Genomic DNA, 17,508 nt, shown 5'->3' with positions numbered 1-17,508 from the left:
CCCTGCGCGCATCCCGTTCGACCTGACCGCATGAGAGGATCCCATGGCCTTTGACGATGTCCGATTTCCCGTCTCGCTGAGCTTCGGCGCCCTGGGGGGCCCCGAGCGGCGCACCGAGGTCGCAACGCTGGCCAATGGTCACGAGGAGCGTAACACGCCGTGGATCCATTCCCGCCGGCGCTATGATGCGGGGCTCGGGCTGCGGTCGTTGGACGACGTGCAGGAGGTTGTCGCGTTTTTCGAGGCGCGGCGCGGGCCGCTGAGGGCGTTTCGCTGGAAGGACTGGGCGGACTTCAAGTCCTGTCCGGCCTCGAAGGACCCCGATTACCTGGACCAGGACCTGGCGGTGGCCGATGGCGCGGGCAGCGTCTTTCAGCTGAGCAAGGTCTATGGCGCGGGCGACGCGGCCTATCGCCGGCCGATCACCAAGCCGGTGCCGGGGACCGTGACCGTCGGAATTGAACACGACCCGTTGCGCGAGGGCGTCGATTTCGAGCTCGACGCGCTGACCGGCATTGTGACGCTGTTCGACGTGCCGCCCGCCGGCGCGCTGATCACCGCGGGCTTCGAATTCGACGTGCCTGCGCGCTTCGATACCGACCGCATCGTTACCTCGGTCGCGACTTTCGAGGCGGGAGAGATCCCGGATATTCCCGTGGTCGAGGTGCGCCAATGAGTGGCTTCAATCCCGACCTCCTGGCCAGCCTGCGCGGCGGGGCGAGCACCGTCTGCCGCTGCTGGCGCGTGATCCGCCGCGACGGGCGGGTCTTCGGTTTCACCGACCATGACCTGCCGCTGACCTTCGACGGAACCGACTTCGCGGCGTCGGACGGGCTGTCGGCGCGCGCGTTCGAGCACAGCACCGGGCTGTCGGTGGACAACTCCGAAGCGGTCGGTGTTCTGAGCGACGCGGGCGTGACCGAGGCGGATATCCTCGCGGGCCGGTTCGACGGGGCCGAGGTGGAGGCCTGGCTGGTGGACTGGACGGATACCGGCGCGCGGCAGGTCGTCTTTGCCGGGACATTGGGCGAGATCGAGCGGTCGGGCGGGGCCTTCCGCGCCGAGTTGCGCGGACTGACCGAGGCGCTGAACCAGCCGCAGGGGCGCACCTACCAGGCGCCGTGCCCGGCGGTCCTGGGGGACGCCACCTGCCGGGTGGATCTCGACGCGCTGGGGCTGGCCGTGGCAGCGACCGTCGAAACGATCACGGACGGCCGGCTGCTTGGTCCCGGCGATCTCGACGGCTTCGCGCCGCGCTTCTTCGAGCGGGGGCGGCTGGTGGTGCTCTCCGGCGCGGCGTCGGGCGCGATGCGCATCGTGAAGCGCGACAGCGTCACCGAGACGGGCCGCGAGATCGAGTTGTGGGACAGCATCGGTCCGGGTCTCGCCCCCGGCGACAGCGTGCGGCTCGAGGCGGGCTGCGACAAGCGGGCCGAGACCTGCCGCGTAAAATTCGACAACCTTTTGAATTTCCAGGGCTTCCCGCACCTGCCCGGCGAGGATTGGTTGATGGCGTATCCGCGGCGTGGCGGGGGGACATCCGCATGAGCGCGCGCATCGTCGCGGCCGCCCGGGCGTGGATCGGGACACCTTACATCCACCAGGCCAGCACCCGTGCGGCCGGAACCGACTGCCTCGGCCTCATCCGCGGGGTCTGGCGCGACGTGATCGGGGCCGAGCCCCTGGTCCCGCCGCCCTATACCGCCGACTGGTCCGAGCCGCAGCGCAGCGAGGATCTGTGGCGCGCGGCGCGTCGCCACCTGCGGGATGCGCCGCCCGGACCGCCGGCGCCCGGGCAGGTTCTCCTGTTCCGCATGCGCGACGGCGCCGTTGCCAAGCACCTGGGCATCGTGGGGCAGGGCGGCGAGACGCCCACCTTCATCCATGCGTTTGCCGGCCACGCCGTGGTCGAGACCGCGCTGAGCGCGCCGTGGCGCCGACGGGTCGTGGCGCGCTTCACCTTTCCCGAAGGAGACACCTGATGGCGACGATCGTTCTTTCCGCGGTGGGTGCGGCGGCCGGGGCGTCGCTGGGCGGCGGGGTGCTGGGACTGAGCTCGGTCGTGATCGGCCGCGCGTTAGGCGCCACGTTGGGCCGGGTCATCGACCAGTCGATCCTGGGCGGCGGCAGCGATCCGGTCGAGACCGGACGCGTGGACCGCTTTCGCCTGACCGGCGCCGGGGCCGGCAACGCGATCCCCCGCGTCTTTGGCCGGATGCGCGTGGGCGGGCAGGTGATCTGGTGCTCGGACTTCGTCGAGGACGTGAACGTCTCGGGGGGCGGCGGCAAGGGCGCGCCGAAGGCACCCGAGGTCCGGGAATACAGCTACAGCGTCTCTCTGGCCCTGGGCCTGTGCGAGGGCGTGATCGGGCGCGTCGGGCGGATCTGGGCCGACGGGCAGGAGATCGAGCCCGGCAGCCTGACCATGCGGGTCTACGATGGTGGTGCCGACCAACAGCCCGATCCCCGGATGCAGGCCGAGCTGGGTCCGGATGTCGTGCCGGCCTATCGCGGCCTGGCCTACGTGGTGATCGAGGACCTGGCCCTGGACCGCTTCGGCAACCGCATTCCGCAGTTCAGCTTCGAGGTCATCCGCCCCGAACAGGCGGACGCCGACGGCCCGCGCCGCGACCTCAGCAGCCATGTCCGGGCCGTGGCGATGATGCCGGGCACCGGGGAATACGCGCTGGCCACCACGCCGGTGCGGATCGGCAACGACCCGGGCATCAGCCGATACGCCAACGTCAACACGCCCACCGGACAGACCGATTTCGCCGCTTCGCTGGATGCGCTGACGGGCGAGCTGCCCCGCTGCGCGGCGACGTCGCTGGTGGTCTCGTGGTTCGGCAACGACCTGCGCTGCGATCGGTGCGAGGTCCGGCCCAAGGTCGACCAGGCCGCGGCGGATGGACAGGAGCTGGCCTGGCGCGCGGGTGGCATCGGCCGGTCCAAGGCGGAGGTGCTGGCCCGGCGCGACGGGCAGGCGATCTACGGCGGAACGCCCGCCGACGCCTCGGTGATCGAGGCGATCCGCGCCCTCCGGGCGGCGGGGCAGGCGGTGACCTTCTATCCCTTCATCCTGATGGACCAGGACGAGGGCAACGGCCTGCCCGATCCCTACGGGGCCTCCGAGCAGCCTGCCTTGCCGTGGCGAGGCCGGATCACCCTTCCGTCGGCCCCCGGGCAGGCGGGCAGCCCCGACGGCAGCGCCGCCGCCGATGACGCGGTGGCCGCGTTCTTCGGAACGGCCGAAGCCTCGGATTTCTCGATCGGGGGCCACCAGACGACCGAGGCCGCCGCCAACGCGCCGCTCGATGGCGGCTTCGTCCCGATCAATCCTTACGCCCAGGGGGATCCGGCCGACGACCCGCAGGCCGACCCGATCCAATATCTCGGGCCCGATCCGGATGCCTGGGGCTATCGCCGCTTCATTCTGCACTACGCGCATCTGTGCGTGCGGGCCGGCGGTGTCGACGCGTTCTGCATCGGGTCCGAGATGCGGGGGGTGACCCAGATCCGCGGCGCCGCCGGATTTCCCGCCGTTGCCGAGTTGATCCGGCTGGCGGCGGACGTGCGGGCGATCCTGGGGCCCGATTGCAAGATCAGCTATGCCGCCGACTGGTCCGAGTATTTCGGGTATCAGCCGCAGGACGGATCGGGCGACGTGTATTTCCACCTCGATCCGCTCTGGGCCAGCGACGACATCGATTTCATCGGCATCGACAACTACATGCCGCTGTCGGATTGGCGCGGCACCGAGGGTGAGGCCGACGCGGCGGCCGGGTCGATCTACAACGTCGACTACCTCATGGCCAACGTGCAGGGCGGCGAGGGCTACGACTGGTTCTACGTCTCGGACGACGCGCGCGCCGCGCAGGAGCGCACGCCGATCACCGACGGCGCCTTCGGCGAGCCGTGGGTGTATCGCTACAAGGACCTGGCGAACTGGTGGGGCCTGTCGCATCACGAACGGATCGGCGGCGTGCGCCAGGTGGCCCCGACCGCCTGGGTGGCCCGCAGCAAGCCCATCTGGTTCACCGAGCTGGGTTGCGCGGCGATCGACAAGGGCACCAACCAGCCCAACAAGTTCCTCGACCCGAAGTCGTCCGAGTCGGCCCTGCCGCATTTCTCGAACGGGCAGCGCGATGACTTCATCCAGGTGCAATACCTGCGCGCCATGCACACGTTCTGGGAAGACCCTGCGAACAACCCGGTGTCGCCCTTCTACGGCGGGCCGATGGTCGACATGTCGCGGGCCCATGTCTGGGCCTGGGATGCGCGGCCCTTTCCAGCCTTTCCCGGTGATGCGGCGCTTTGGGCCGATGCGGCGAACTACGACCGGGGGCATTGGATCACCGGCCGGTCCAGCAATCGCACGATCGCGTCGGTCGTGACCGAGATTTGCGCGCGGGCGGGTTTGGACCGGCTGGACACCACCGCGCTGCAAGGGGTGCTGCGCGGATATATCGTCTCCGACATCTCGGACGCGCGGTCTGCCCTGCAGCCGCCGATGCTGGCCTATGCCTTCGACGCCATCGAGCGGGGCGGCGCGCTGGTGTTCCGCACCCGCACCGGGGACACCACGGCGACCGTGACCGCGGAGGAGGTCGCCGTCACGCCCGAATTGCCCGGCGACATCCTGGCCCTGCGCGCGCCCGAGCCCGAGCGTGTCGGCCGACTGAAGCTGCTCTTCGTGGGGGCGGACGGCGATTTCGACGCCGCCACGGCGGAGGCCGTCTTTCCCGACACGCGCAGCCACGGCACGGCGCAGACGGAACTTCCCCTGCTGCTGAGCCGCGCAGAGGGGCGCGCCATCACCGAACGCTGGCTGGCCGAGGCGCGGGTGGGCCGCGACCGGCTGCGCCTGGCCTTGCCGCCCTCGCGGCTGGATCTCGGGGCGGGCGACGTCATCGCCACGGCCGGTGGGCAGTATCGCATCGACCGGGTCGAGCAGTCTGGCCTGCAACTGCTACAGGCCGTCCGGGTCGAGCCCGAGATCTACGCGCCCTCCGACATCGTCGATGGGCCCGTCACGGTCAGCCCCTACCGCGCGCCGCCGCCGCCCGTGTTGCTGATGCTGGACCTGCCGCTGCTGGCGGAGGACAGCGTGCCCCACGCGCCATGGCTGGCCGCCAGCGCCGCGCCGTGGGGGCAGGGGCTGGCCGTCTATTCCTCGCGCGAGGAGACGGGCTACAGGCTGAACACCACGGTCGAGCAACCCGCCACGGTGGGCGTGACCGAAACCGACCTTGCCCGTGCGCCATCGGGCCGGCCAGACCGCGGTCCCGCGCTGCGCGTGCGGCTTGTGCGGGGGCAGCTGTCCAGCGCTACGCAGGTGGCGTTTCTCAACGGCGCGAACGCCATGGCGATCGGCAGCGGGCATGATGACCTGTGGGAGATCCTGCAGTTCCGCGACGCTACGCTGGTGGGCCCGGGAACGTGGGACCTGTCGTTCCGGCTGCGCGGTCAGCGGGGCACCGACGCGGTGACGCCACCGGTCTGGCCCGCTGGAAGTGCAGTGGTGATCCTCGACGAGCGCATGACGCAGCTGGACCTGTCGCTGTCGGACCGTGGCTTGCCGAAGTACTATCGAGCGGGTCCCGTGGAGCGATCGCTGGACCATCCCAGCTACCGGCAGGCCATCCGAGCGTTCTCGGGCGTCGGCTTGCGGCCGCTCAGCCCCGTTCACTTGCGCCTGCACGAGCGCGAGGGTGACCTCGAGGTCACCTGGATCCGGCGTACGCGGATCGACGGCGATAGCTGGCAGGGACTCGACGTGCCGCTGGGCGAGGAGATCGAGGCCTACACCGTCGAAATCCTCCGCGACGATATGGTGGTGCGGCGCGCCGAAACAACATCACCGGGCTGGACTTACGGTGCCGCCGAGCGGGCCGCCGATGCCGGGCCCGGCAGCATTCAGATCCGCGTAGCACAACTGTCGCGCGCCTGGGGGGCGGGGCCTTTCGCGACGCGCGATATCACCGGCTGAGGGCGCAGTGCGCGGTAACCATCGCGTGCCTTGATCACGCGCGTCGCGAGAAATCATTTTCCCGCGGCGCCCGGCTTCCTATATGCATGGGACCGACCGCTGCGAAGGAAGGCCCGGCATGAGCCTGAAACCGAACCCGATCACCGCCATCGACCCCGTGTGGGAACGCATACGCTCGGAAGCCGAGGCCGCCACGGCGGACGAACCGGTCCTGGGTGGACTGTTCCACTCGTCGATCCTGCACCACAAGTCCATCGCCTCGGCGCTGAGCTTTCGCATGTCGCTCAAGCTCAGTTCGGGCGAGATGTCCGAGCAGATCCTGCGCGAGATCGCGGACGAGGCCTACGCCTCGGACCCGGGCCTGTCCGAGGCCGGGCGCGCCGACCTGGTCGCCACGTACGAGCGTGACCCGACCTGCCACCGCTTCCTTCAGCCGATCCTGTACTTCAAGGGCTACCAGGCCGTGCAGGCCCACCGCGTGGCCCACTGGCTTTGGAAAGAAGGACGTCGCGACCTGGCCTACTTCCTGCAGATGCGCGTGTCCGAGGTCTTCGGGGTCGATATCCACCCGGCGGCGCGCATGGGCAAGGGCATCATGATCGACCACGCCCATTCCATCGTGATCGGCGAGACGGCGACCGTGGGTGACAACGTCTCGATGCTCCACTCCGTGACCCTGGGCGGAACCGGCAAGGAAGAGGAAGACCGTCACCCCAAGATCGGCGATGGCGTGCTGATCGGCGCGGGGGCCAAGGTGCTCGGCAATATCAAGGTGGGCCACTGCTCGCGCATCGCGGCGGGTTCCGTCGTGCTGGAAGAAGTGCCGCCGATGAAGACCGTGGCGGGCGTGCCCGCGCGCATCGTGGGCGAGGCCGGTTGCGCCCAGCCGTCGGTGGTGATGGATCACCTGTTCGCGGGCGGCTGAGTCCGCCCGCCCGCTCTCAGCGCAGGATGATCTCGTCGTTACGCACCATGCCCAGCACGTCGCGGGCGCGTTCGTCCAGCAGGTCCAGGTCCAGGTAGCGATCGGACAGGCGCCGCGTCTTGTTGCGCATCTCGGCTACCTGCGCGCGCAGCTGCGCGTAGTCGGTTTCAAGCTGGTTGCGCTCGGCCTGGATCTCCATCCGGCGCAGCAGCCCGAAATCGCCCTGCACCGAGGCGAAGGCGAAATACAGCCCCAGCACGAAGGTCAGCAGGAAGTAGATCAAAAGACCCAGCGCGGGCTGCTTGCGGGGATGTGCCATCGGTCGCCTCATGCAGTGGCGCCGTCTTGCCGCGGCGCCTTGGGCGGAACATAAGCACAGATCGCGGCCCCTGTGAATCCCATATCGGGGCCGCGATGCAGGGATGTATCAGGCGTTGTTCTTGTAGATGTCGACCAGCTTGTCGAACATCGCCAGCGCCTCGGATTTCTCGCGCTGGAAGCTGTTGCGCCCGATGATCGAGCCGTTGCCGCCGCCGTCGCGGATCGCTCGCGCATCATCGTAGACCGCGTCCTCGCCCTTCTTGGCCCCGCCCGAGAACACCACGATCCGGCGCCCGTCGAAGGCCGATCGCATGCATTCGGCCACGCGCGCGGCCTGGGTCGAGATGTCGATGTTCTGCTCCTCGAACACCTTCTTGGCCTCGGGCACCTCCAGGTGATCGGTGCTCAGCTTGATCTTGATGATATGCGCGCCGATCAGCGCCGCGATCTGCGCGGCGTAGGCGGCCACGTCCACCGCCGTCTCGCCGTCCTTGCTGATCGCCTCGCCGCGCGGGTAGGACCAGATCACCGTTGGGATGCCGACGCTGGCAGCCTCGCGCCGCAGTTCGACGATTTCCTCGTACATGCCCAGCTGCGCGTCCGAGCCGGGATAGATGGTGAAGCCGATGGCGGCGCAGCCCAGCCGCAGGGCGTCATCGACCGAGGCGGTGACCGCCTGGTCCTTGCCGGCCGTCCCGGACATCAGCGAGTTGGCCGAGTTCATCTTGAGGATGGTCGGGATCTGACCCGCGAAGGTGTCGGCGCCCGCTTCCAGCATGCCCAGCGGCGCGGCGAAGGCGTTGAGACCCGCGTCGATGGCCAGCTGGTAGTGGTAATGCGGGTCGTAGGCCGGCGCGTTCGGGCCATAGGTGCGGGCGGGTCCATGCTCGAACCCCTGGTCCACGGGCAGGATGATCATCTTGCCGGTGCCCTTCAGGCGCCCCTCCATCAGCATGCGGCAGAGGTTGCCCTTCACGCCGGGGCTATCGCCCTCGTAGTTGGACAGGATCTTCTGGACTTTGCGCGATGCCTTCATGGCCGTCTCCCTGATTGGATTTCGCGCATAGTGGTAGGGCCAGCGACGGGGGACGGCAACTGCAGCACGCTAACAGGCGTGAATTAACCGCTGACGAGGCCTGCATCTTTCCCGAAATACCTGCGGGGGGCACGCCTCGGGCAGGCCGGAGCGGCGCCCCCCCCCCGCGCGCTGGATCAGCGCTGGCCCATCCGCGCGGCGCGGCCGCCGCGCCGTTTCTTCAGGCGCGGGGCCCGGTCGGGCAGGTCGGCCATCACCGCGCGCCGCTCGTCATCCGTCATGCGCGACCACTGCGCGATCTCGTCGATGGTGCGCAGGCAGCCGGTGCAGATCCGCTCGGCCGGATGGATGACGCAGATATTGATGCAGGGGCTTTCGATGCCGCTGCGCAGGCGCGGGATATCGTCTTTCATGGCGTGTCTCTCAGGTGGCGCAGCCGGTCGAGCGCGCCTTGCAGGATGAAGCTCGCCGCCACGTGGTCGATGACCTCGGCGCGGCGGCGGCGGGACGTGTCGGCTTCCAGCAGCGCGCGCTCGGCGGCGACCGTGGAAAGCCGTTCGTCCCAGAAGGTGATGGGCAGGTCGGTGCGGTTCGACAGGTTCCGGGCGAAAGCGCGGGTCGACTGGGCGCGGGGGCCCTCGCTGCCATCCATGTTGCGCGGCAGGCCCAGGATGATGCCGCCGATCTCGCGCGCGTCGAGGATCGCCAGCAGCGCGTCGGCATCCTTGGTGAACTTGGTGCGCTTGATCGTCTGCAGCGGGGTCGCCACCGACAGCAGCCCGTCGGACACCGCCACGCCCAGCGTCGCGGTGCCCAGGTCCAGGCCCGCCAGCGCGCGCCGCGGCGGCAGGGCGGCGGCAAAATCCTCGATGGCGTCGTGGATCATTCGGAAAGCCCCGCGCGGTCCGCGGCGGCGGCGATGGCGTCGAGATCCGGCTGGCTGCCGGCGAAGACGCCGCGTGCCTCGTCCAGGATCGCGCGCGCCCGGTCGGTCTGCCCCAGCACCGACAGCGCCACGATCAGCCGCGCCCAGTCCGAGGACGGTCCGCCCTCGGTCGCCAGCCGTTGCGACAGGCCCGAGACCATGTTGCCGATCATCGCCTGCAGGTCCTCGGGCGACATGTCGGCGGCGGCTTCCATGTCCGCTGCGGTGGGCCCGCGCGGGGCGGCGGGGGCGGGCGCGTCGTAGCGGATGCCGGCGGCGGCCGCGACCTGGCCGATCTGGCCGCGGACGGGTTCGATCCAGGGCGCCTCTTCCGGTCCGCGCTCCAGAAGGCCGCGCCAGATGGCGAAGGCCTGGTCGGGCCGGCCGATCTGCGCCAGCGCGAGCCCCTTGTAATAGGCCGCCCGTCCGTTGCGCGGGTCGGCGGCCAGCGCCCGGTCGAGCACCGCCTCGGCCTCGGAGCTGACGAAGCCGCCGGCCGACAGCACCATCAGCTCGCCCCACATGGCCAGGTCCTCGGCGGTGACGTCCGGTCCCAGCAATTCGACCAGCCGTTCCTGCGCGGCACGGGCGGCCGGGAAATTGCCGATCGCGGCCTCGTTCCTGGCCAGCAGGCGATAACCCTGAAGATCGTCGGGGCGTTCGTCCATCACCTGGCGCAGCTGGGTCAGCAGCCGGTCAAAATCGGGGTCCAGTTCGGGCGGCTCGGGCATCATGGGGGCGGCCTGCGCCTCGGCCTCGGCCTGGCTGGGGCGGCGGTCGCGCGCGGCATCGGCCTGCGCGATGCGCTCGGCCAGCGGCAGGTCGGGATAGCCGGGCGCGCCCAGCAGGGAATAGAGCGCGAAGGTCCCCGCCGCGGCCGACAGCGCGATCACCCCGCCGAAGACCAGCGCCGTGCCGCGCGGCAGGCGCGACACCACGCCCCGCTCGCGCCGGTCGGCGTCGAGCATCCGGCGCTGCACCTCGATACGGGTGCGTGCGGCCTCGTCCTCACTCAGCAGGCCGCGCTCCAGGTCGCGTTCGACCTCGGCCAGCTGATCGCGATAGATGGCCAGGTCCGTGCCGCGGCCATCGCCGCCGCCCCGCAGCAGCGCCATGACCACCGGCAGCAGCGTCAGCACCACCAGCGCGCCCGTTATGAGCCAGAACAGCGTCACGGAATTCCTTCGAACCTCTCTTGCCGCGCCTCCATAGCCAATCGCACGCGCCGGTAAAACCCGGATCGCACCAGCCCGCGTCACGGCGTCGCGAGGGCCATGTCGCAAATGGAATTGCAGGTGCCGCTGGGTTGCCGCACAAGGCCCGAAGCCCGTCCTATAGCGGGCCAGACCCCAGCCCAAAGGTGCGCGCACCATGACACGTTATTCCGCCTTCGCCATCGCCCGCGAAGCGTTCCGCCAGCACAAGGGCTGGGACCGCGCCTGGGAGAATCCCGAGCCGCGCAAGAGCTACGATGTCATCATCGTGGGCGGCGGCGGTCATGGTCTCGCCACGGCCTATCACCTGGGCAAGAACCACGGCATCACCAACGTGGCCGTGCTGGAGAAGGGCTGGCTGGGCGGCGGGAACACAGGCCGCAACACCACGATCATCCGCTCGAACTACCTGCAGGATCCGTCGGCCGCGCTCTACGAGAAATCGCGCAGTCTCTACGAGACCATGAGCCAGGACCTGAACTACAACGTCATGTTCAGCCCCCGCGGCGTCATGATGCTGGCCCAGACCGAGCACGAGGTCCGCGGCTACAAGCGCACGGCCCACGCCAACGCGCTGCAGGGCGTGACCACCGAATGGATCAACGCCAAGCGCGTGAAAGAGCTGTGCCCGATCATGAATATCGACGGGCCGCGCTACCCGGTGCTGGGCGCGCTGTGGCAGGCCCGCGCGGGGACTGCCCGCCACGACGCGGTGGCCTGGGGCTATGCCCGGGCGTGCAGCGCCATGGGCATGCACATCATCCAGAAATGCGAGGTGACCGGCATCACGTCGCAGGACGGCCGCGTCACCGGCGTCACCACCAACCGCGGCGATATCGGCTGCAAGAAGATGGGCATCGTCGTTGCCGGCCATTCCGGCGCGCTGGCCGAGATGGCGGGCTTCCGCCTGCCCATCGAGTCCGTCGCGTTGCAGGCGCTGGTCTCCGAGCCGATCAAGCCCTGCATGGACGTGGTCGTGATGGCCAATACCGTCCACGGCTACATGAGCCAGTCCGACAAGGGCGAGATGGTGATCGGCGGCGGCACCGACGGCTACAACAACTACACCCAGCGCGGATCCTTCCACCATATCGAGGAGACCGTGCGCGCGCTGGTAGAGACGTTCCCGATGATCTCGCGCCTCAAGATGCTGCGGCAGTGGGGCGGGATCGTGGACGTGACCGGCGACCGCTCGCCCATCCTGTCGAAGACGCCGCTGGACGGCTGCTTCATCAACTGCGGCTGGGGCACCGGCGGCTTCAAGGCGACGCCGGGGTCCGGCTGGGCCATGGCCGAGCTGATGGCCAAGGGCCATTCGCCCCTGACCGACGCCTTCGGGCTGGAACGCTTCCGCGAGGGCCGCTTCATCGACGAGTCGGTCGCGGCGGGGGTGGCGCATTGATGACTATTTCGCTGAAAGATTTCGTGCAACAAGCGTTGATGGAAATAAGTGAAGGTGTGGCGTCCGCGGCCGCGGAATCACGATTTCCAATCGGCGCGTCTGGCAATGGTACGAAAGACGCCGGTTTGCCCTTTCAACAGATCGACTTCGACATTTCAGTTCAGGTTCAGAAGTCTGTATCGGGATCAGGTGCTGGTGAAGGATCTGTCGACTTGAAAGCACCGTTAATTGGTGTTGTCGAAGGAAGCCTAGCAATCGAGGGGAAGGCAGCTCGAAAGTCTGCGGAAACTCATCGGGTTAGCTTTTCAGTGCCGATTTGGTTCAGCAAACCATCTGGTCGAAGGAAAGGCGATTGAAATGCTGACCCTCCAATGCCCCTATTGCGGCGTCCAGTGTGACGAGACCGAGCTCACCGCTGGCGGCGAGGCACACCTGACCCGCCACGGCCCCGGCAGCGACGCGGACACGTTCGAGCAATACCTGTTCCTGCGCGAGAACCCGCGCGGCGTGCATTTCGAGCGCTGGCGCCATGCCCACGGCTGCGGCAAGTGGTTCCACGCCGCCCGCTCGACCACGACGCTGCGGGTCTTCGGCACCTACAAGGCCCAGACGACCGAGCCGCCGCAGCAGATCCGCGACGCCATCAGCGCCGTGCATCCCGGCTGGTCCTGGCGCAACTTCGGAGAGACGGCATGAGCTTGCGACTGTCCACCGGCGGCCGGCTTATCGACCGCACCACGCCCGTGTCCTTCCGCTTCAACGGGCGGCACCTGAAGGGCGTGAAGGGCGACACGCTGGCCTCGGCGCTGCTGGCCAACGACCAGATGCTCATGGGGCGGTCGTTCAAGTATCACCGCCCGCGCGGCGTCATGGCCGCCGGACCGGAAGAACCCAACGCGCTGATGGGCGTGGGCCGAGGCGAGCGGTTCGAGCCGAACCAGCGCGCCACCCAACAACCGCTCACGGGCGGGCTGACGGCCCAAAGCCAGAACCACTGGCCCAGCCTCGAGTTCGACGTGGGCGCCATCAACGCGCGGCTGTCGCGCTTCCTGCCCGCCGGGTTCTACTACAAGACGTTCCTGTTCCCGCGCCCCGCTTGGAAGCACGTGTTCGAGCCGGTGATCCGGCAATCGGCCGGCTTGGGTCGTCCGCCCGAGGGGCCGGACCCGGACCGTTACGAGCATTTCAACGTCAACGTGGATATCGCCATCGTGGGCGGCGGCATCGCGGGCCTGCAGGCGGCGCTGATCGCGGGCCGCGCGGGCAAGACCGTCCTGCTGATGGAGCAGACGGCGCAATGGGGCGGCCGCGCGCCGGTCGACGGCGACCTGATCGACGGCGGCCCGGCGCAGGCCTGGATCGACGCGGCCGTGGCCGATCTCGCGGCCATGGAAAACGTGCAGATGCGGCGCGAGACCATGGGCGCCGGCGTCTATGACCACGGCTACCTCCTGGCCCACGAGACGCTGTCGCACGGCGTGCCCGAGGGGCCGCGCCAGCGGCTCTGGCGGATCCGCGCGGGCCATATCGTAACCGCGACCGGCGCCATCGAACGGCCCATCCCCTTCGCGGGCAACGACGTGCCGGGGGTCATGCTGGCGTCGGCCGTGCGCGATTTCGTGGTGAATTACGGTGTCGCGCCGGGCAAGCGCACCGTCATCGCCACCAACAACGATGATGCCTACCGCACTGCGCTGGCGCTGCTGTACGCGGGGCTGTCGGTGCCGCTGATCGTCGATGCACGGCCCGAGGTGACCGGCGCGCTGCCCGAGCAGGCCCGCGCGCGCGGCGTCCGGATCGAGGCCGGGACCGCCATCGCCAAGGTCAAGGGCGGCAAGCGGGTCGAGGGCGTGGCGCTCTGCGCCCAGGACGGCGAGGGCGCCGTGACCGAAGAGGTCGTCTGCGACGCGGTCGCCATGTCCGGCGGCTGGTCGCCGGTCCCGCACCTGTGGTCCCATTGCGGCGGCAAGAACACCTGGGACGCCGCGCAGGCCCATTTCGCACCCGATCCCGACCGCGCGCCCACAGGCGCCGACGGCAGCGCCTTCGTCACCGCCGTGGGCGCGGCGGCGGGCACGTTGCAGGGCGATGTCGCCCTCGGCTCGGCCACCGCCCGCATCGCGGCGCTGGTGGACGTGTCGGCGGATGCGCCGGCGGTCGAGGTCGCGGCCGAGGCGCCGCTGGCCGCGTGCTGGATGATGCCCGCGCGCGCGTCATACGAGCTGCGGTCGAAGATGTTCCTGGACTTCCAGAACGACGTGAAGGTCAGCGACGTGCAGCTGGCCGCGCAGGAAGGCTTCGTTTCGGTCGAGCATACCAAACGCTACACGACTCTGGGCATGGCAACGGATCAGGGGAAGTTGAGCAATATCAATGGCCTCGCTATCCTTGCTCAGGAACTGGGTGAAGAGATCCCGAACGTCGGCACCACCACCTTCCGCCCGCCCTACGCGCCGATCTCCATGGCGTCGATCGCGGGCGAGGCCCGCGGCGAGATCTTCCAGCCCTTGCGCCGCACGCCGATGCACGACTGGCACGAGGCGCACGGCGCCACGTGGGAACCGGTGGGCCACTGGCGCCGTCCCTATGCCTTCCCCCGGTCAGGCGAAAGCGTGCACGACGCGGTCCAGCGCGAGGTGAAGAACACGCGGCAGAACGTGGGCCTGCTGGATGCCTCGACCCTGGGCAAGATCATCGTGAAGGGGCCGGACGCGGCGCGCTTCATGGACATGCTCTATACCAACATGATGTCCACGCTGAAGCCGGGCAAATGCCGCTATGGCCTCATGTGCAACGAGAACGGATTCCTGGTGGATGACGGCGTGGTCGCGCGGCTGGATGAGGACACGTTCCTGTGCCACACCACCACCGGCGGGGCCGACCGCATCCATGCCCACATGGAGGAGTGGCTCCAGACCGAGTGGTGGGACTGGAAGGTCTTCACCCTGAACGCGACCGAGCAGTTCGCTCAGATCGCGGTGGTGGGCCCCAAGGCGCGGGACCTGCTGCACAGCCTTGGCGGGATGGACCTGTCGAAGGACGCGCTGCCCTTCATGGGCTGGGTGGACGGCACCATCGCCGGCATCCCCGCGCGGGTCTTCCGCATCTCGTTCTCGGGCGAGCTGAGCTTCGAGGTGGCTGTGCCCGCCAACCGGGGCCGGGCGCTCTGGGACAAGCTGGTCGAGGCCGGCGAGGCGCTTGGCGTCATGCCCTACGGGACCGAGGCGCTGCACATCATGCGGGCCGAGAAGGGCTTCATCATGATCGGCGACGAGACCGACGGCACGGTGATCCCGCAGGACCTGGGGCTGGACTGGGCGATCTCGAAGAAGAAGGACGACTTCATCGGCAAGCGCGGGCAACAGCGCAGCTTCCTGGCCGCGGACGACCGCTGGCGCCTGGTGGGGCTGGAAACGCTCGACGGATCGGTCCTTCCCGATGGCGCCTACGCGGTGGCCGAGGGCACGAACGCCAACGGGCAGCGCAATATGCAGGGGCGCGTGACGTCGTCCTACCATTCGCCCACGCTGGGCCGTGGCATCGCCATGGCGCTGGTCGAACGCGGGCCGGAGCGGATCGGCGAGGTCGTGAATTTCGCCATGACCGACGGGTCCGAGGTTCCCGCCCGGATCTGCTCGCCCGTGTTCTTCGACCCGAACGGAGAGAAACAGGATGTTTGACGTGCAAACGGCGCTGGACGGCGCAAGTTTCGACGGCGCGGTCCGCGTGGCCGAGCTGACGGGGCAGGGGATGATCTCGCTGCGCGGTGACCTGGGCGACGCGACCCTGCGCGACGCGGTGAGTGCGCTGACCGGCCACGACATCCCCGCGCCGCTCCACGCGGCCTGGAGCGGCGAGGTCACGACCGTCTGGATGTCGCCCGACGAGCTCTTGATCCTGCTGCCCTACGCGGATGCGGCCGGTGCGGCGCGGGATTTGCAGGGCAAGCTGGCCGGAACCCATGCGCTGGTCCACGACATGTCGGACGCCCGCAGCCTGTTCCGCCTCACCGGACCCGCCCTTCGCGACACGCTGGCCAAGCTGACGCCCGCCGACGTCTCGCCCGCCGGGCTGCCCGTCGGCATGGCGCGGCGCACGCGGCTGGCGCAGGTACCGGGCGCCTTCTTTCTGCGCGATGCGCAGACGGCCGATCTGGTCTGTTTCCGGTCGGTCGCGCGCTACGTCTTCGACCTGCTGAAGACCGCCGCCGACCCGGCGGGGCGCGTCGGGTATTTCGAGGGTTTCCCGGAACCCTGATTGGGCTATGTCGTTGGTCGGATGAGACGCCGGGCCGCGGCAGGATGCCGCACGCCCACCCGACAGCCGCCACGAATAACAGCAAACGGAGGAACCGATATGGCTTTCGAACTTCCCGATCTTCCCTATTCCCACGACGCGCTGGCCGATAAGGGCATGAGCCGCGAGACGCTGGAATACCACCACGACATCCACCACAAGGCCTATGTCGACAATGGTAACAAGGCCATCGCCGGGACCGAGTGGGACGGCAAGTCGATGGAAGAGATCATCAAGGGCACCTACGACCCCAGCGCCACCGCGCAGTCGGGCATCTTCAACAACATCAGCCAGCTTTGGAACCACAACCAGTTCTGGGAAATGATGTCGGGCGACGACAGCAAGATGCCCAGCGAGCTGGAAAAGGCCCTGTCCGACAGCTTCGGCTCGGTCGAGAAATTCAAGGAAGACTTCTCCGCCGCCGGCGCCGGTCAATTCGGCTCTGGCTGGGCGTGGCTGGTCAAGGACAGCGACGGCAGCCTGAAGGTCACCAAGACCGAGAACGGCGTGAACCCCGTCTGCTTCGGCCAGACCGCTCTGCTGGGCTGCGACGTGTGGGAGCACTCCTACTACATCGATTTCCGCAACAAGCGTCCCGCTTACTTGTCGAACTTCCTCGACAACCTGGTGAACTGGGAAAACGTCGCCTCGCGCATGTGACGATCCCGCACCGACAAGGTGTGAGAGAAAACGGCGGCCGCATCTCCTGACGGAGGTGCGGCCGTCTTCTGTTCGGGCACAGCGGTGGGTCGTGGGCGCCGGTCGCCATTCTTTCCGCGCCATGCTAGGGCGGCTTCCATGCTGATCGTCTTCGAATCCATTGACGCCGAGACCACGGCCGTGCTGCGCGCCCCCATGCGCGCGCCGGGCGGCGTGGCGTTCCAGCCGGTGGACATGCAGACCGCGCTGGACGGCGAAGATGCCTTCCGCCTGACCGCCAGCCTGATCCTCACCCCCGAGGCCGACAGCACAGAAGCCGCTGAATGGCTGTGGGAGCGGGTCGAAGAGGCCGCGCCGCTGGTTCTGAAGGTCGGCGCGCAGCGGGCGCGGGTGGGCGCGCCGGATGCGCTGGCATGGCTGATCGACAAGGCCCGCAGCGAAGGCTGATCCACGGAACTCCGGCCCGTGTTCAGGGTTGATACACTGAACAAATAAAGGAGTCCGATATGGCCGAACGGCACCGATCCAAGGACGGCACAAGCGAGACCGAAGAATTCACCGGCGACGCCGCGACCCCTTCGCATTCGGGCCGCGCCGATGGCGAGCTCGAGCGCAAGGTCGGCACCCGCGACCTGGAAGACACCGTGAAGCACGGCGAGGGCGCGACCCGCGTCACCAAGTCCGACGAGAAGGGCGAGGGCAATCTCGGCGGTCACCACGGCACCGGGGAGGACGACTGA

General features: G+C 68.8%; 18 protein-coding genes. 13 read left to right on the top strand and 5 right to left on the bottom strand.

Features of this window, described 5'->3' with window-relative positions:
- The first annotated feature begins 43 nt into the window (after positions 1-43).
- From BMX96_RS11930 to cysE, 5 genes are all read left to right on the top strand, one after another.
- Positions 44-676 (top strand): DUF2460 domain-containing protein, encoded by a 633-nt coding sequence (locus BMX96_RS11930; RefSeq protein ID WP_091845714.1) that lies wholly within the window; start codon positions 44-46, stop codon positions 674-676.
- Positions 673-1,548, top strand: a complete 876-nt coding sequence (locus BMX96_RS11925) for a DUF2163 domain-containing protein (protein WP_091845713.1) — start codon at positions 673-675, stop codon at positions 1,546-1,548. Before BMX96_RS11930 ends, BMX96_RS11925 begins: the two co-directional genes overlap by 4 nt.
- Positions 1,545-1,982: a C40 family peptidase gene (locus tag BMX96_RS11920; RefSeq protein WP_091845712.1), complete on the top strand. Its 438-nt coding sequence runs from the start codon at positions 1,545-1,547 to the stop codon at positions 1,980-1,982. The genes BMX96_RS11925 and BMX96_RS11920 overlap by 4 nt, the downstream gene beginning before the upstream one ends.
- Complete coding sequence (locus BMX96_RS11915; RefSeq protein WP_091845711.1) at positions 1,982-5,989, top strand: baseplate multidomain protein megatron; 4,008 nt, start codon at positions 1,982-1,984, stop codon at positions 5,987-5,989. The genes BMX96_RS11920 and BMX96_RS11915 overlap by 1 nt, the downstream gene beginning before the upstream one ends.
- A 118-nt stretch (positions 5,990-6,107) precedes the next feature.
- Positions 6,108-6,914: a serine O-acetyltransferase gene (cysE, locus tag BMX96_RS11910; RefSeq protein ID WP_073125473.1), complete on the top strand. Its 807-nt coding sequence runs from the start codon at positions 6,108-6,110 to the stop codon at positions 6,912-6,914.
- Positions 6,915-6,930: 16 nt separating this feature from the next.
- Here cysE and BMX96_RS11905 read toward each other — a convergent pair whose 3' ends face one another.
- The 5 genes from BMX96_RS11905 to ccmI all read right to left on the bottom strand — a co-directional run bounded on the left by BMX96_RS11905 (position 6,931) and on the right by ccmI (position 10,371).
- Positions 6,931-7,233 carry an FtsB family cell division protein gene (locus BMX96_RS11905; protein WP_175481727.1) on the bottom strand — a complete coding sequence of 101 codons (303 nt, stop codon included), beginning with the start codon at positions 7,231-7,233 and terminating at the stop codon, positions 6,931-6,933.
- A 108-nt stretch (positions 7,234-7,341) separates the two neighbouring features.
- A complete protein-coding gene (locus tag BMX96_RS11900; RefSeq protein ID WP_091845710.1) occupies positions 7,342-8,271 on the bottom strand; it encodes a class I fructose-bisphosphate aldolase in 930 nt (309 codons plus the stop codon).
- A gap of 176 nt (positions 8,272-8,447) precedes the next feature.
- Positions 8,448-8,684, bottom strand: coding sequence for a DUF1289 domain-containing protein (locus tag BMX96_RS11895; protein WP_091845709.1), 237 nt, complete (start codon positions 8,682-8,684; stop codon positions 8,448-8,450).
- Positions 8,681-9,157 (bottom strand): Holliday junction resolvase RuvX, encoded by a 477-nt coding sequence (gene ruvX, locus BMX96_RS11890; RefSeq protein WP_091845708.1) that lies wholly within the window; start codon positions 9,155-9,157, stop codon positions 8,681-8,683. Before ruvX ends, BMX96_RS11895 begins: the two co-directional genes overlap by 4 nt.
- On the bottom strand, positions 9,154-10,371 hold the full coding sequence (gene ccmI, locus BMX96_RS11885; RefSeq protein ID WP_236737044.1) for a c-type cytochrome biogenesis protein CcmI: 1,218 nt from the start codon (positions 10,369-10,371) through the stop codon (positions 9,154-9,156). The genes ruvX and ccmI overlap by 4 nt, the downstream gene beginning before the upstream one ends.
- Before the next feature lie 196 nt (positions 10,372-10,567).
- Between ccmI and BMX96_RS11880 the strand changes: the two genes are divergently transcribed.
- The 8 genes from BMX96_RS11880 to BMX96_RS11850 all read left to right on the top strand — a co-directional run bounded on the left by BMX96_RS11880 (position 10,568) and on the right by BMX96_RS11850 (position 17,508).
- Positions 10,568-11,812 carry a sarcosine oxidase subunit beta family protein gene (locus tag BMX96_RS11880; RefSeq protein ID WP_091845706.1) on the top strand — a complete coding sequence of 415 codons (1,245 nt, stop codon included), beginning with the start codon at positions 10,568-10,570 and terminating at the stop codon, positions 11,810-11,812.
- Positions 11,812-12,168 carry a trypco2 family protein gene (locus BMX96_RS19335; protein WP_139210080.1) on the top strand — a complete coding sequence of 119 codons (357 nt, stop codon included), beginning with the start codon at positions 11,812-11,814 and terminating at the stop codon, positions 12,166-12,168. Before BMX96_RS11880 ends, BMX96_RS19335 begins: the two co-directional genes overlap by 1 nt.
- 1 nt (position 12,169) lies before the next feature.
- Complete coding sequence (locus BMX96_RS11875) at positions 12,170-12,508, top strand: sarcosine oxidase subunit delta (RefSeq protein ID WP_091845705.1); 339 nt, start codon at positions 12,170-12,172, stop codon at positions 12,506-12,508.
- Entirely contained in the window at positions 12,505-15,492 is a 2,988-nt protein-coding gene (locus BMX96_RS11870; protein WP_091845704.1) for a sarcosine oxidase subunit alpha family protein, read from the top strand. The genes BMX96_RS11875 and BMX96_RS11870 overlap by 4 nt, the downstream gene beginning before the upstream one ends.
- Complete coding sequence (locus BMX96_RS11865; RefSeq protein ID WP_091845703.1) at positions 15,485-16,069, top strand: sarcosine oxidase subunit gamma; 585 nt, start codon at positions 15,485-15,487, stop codon at positions 16,067-16,069. Before BMX96_RS11870 ends, BMX96_RS11865 begins: the two co-directional genes overlap by 8 nt.
- A gap of 99 nt (positions 16,070-16,168) precedes the next feature.
- Positions 16,169-16,768 (top strand): superoxide dismutase, encoded by a 600-nt coding sequence (locus tag BMX96_RS11860; protein WP_091845702.1) that lies wholly within the window; start codon positions 16,169-16,171, stop codon positions 16,766-16,768.
- A 138-nt stretch (positions 16,769-16,906) separates the two neighbouring features.
- Positions 16,907-17,215 (top strand): hypothetical protein, encoded by a 309-nt coding sequence (locus BMX96_RS11855; RefSeq protein ID WP_091845701.1) that lies wholly within the window; start codon positions 16,907-16,909, stop codon positions 17,213-17,215.
- Positions 17,216-17,274: 59 nt separating this feature from the next.
- Positions 17,275-17,508, top strand: a complete 234-nt coding sequence (locus tag BMX96_RS11850) for a hypothetical protein (RefSeq protein ID WP_073125513.1) — start codon at positions 17,275-17,277, stop codon at positions 17,506-17,508.

This window comes from Palleronia pelagia, from assembly GCF_900110115.1.
Lineage (GTDB): Bacteria > Pseudomonadota > Alphaproteobacteria > Rhodobacterales > Rhodobacteraceae > Palleronia > Palleronia pelagia.
The sequence above is the reverse complement of the archived record's forward strand: the minus strand, read 5'-3'. Positions and strand labels throughout refer to the sequence as shown.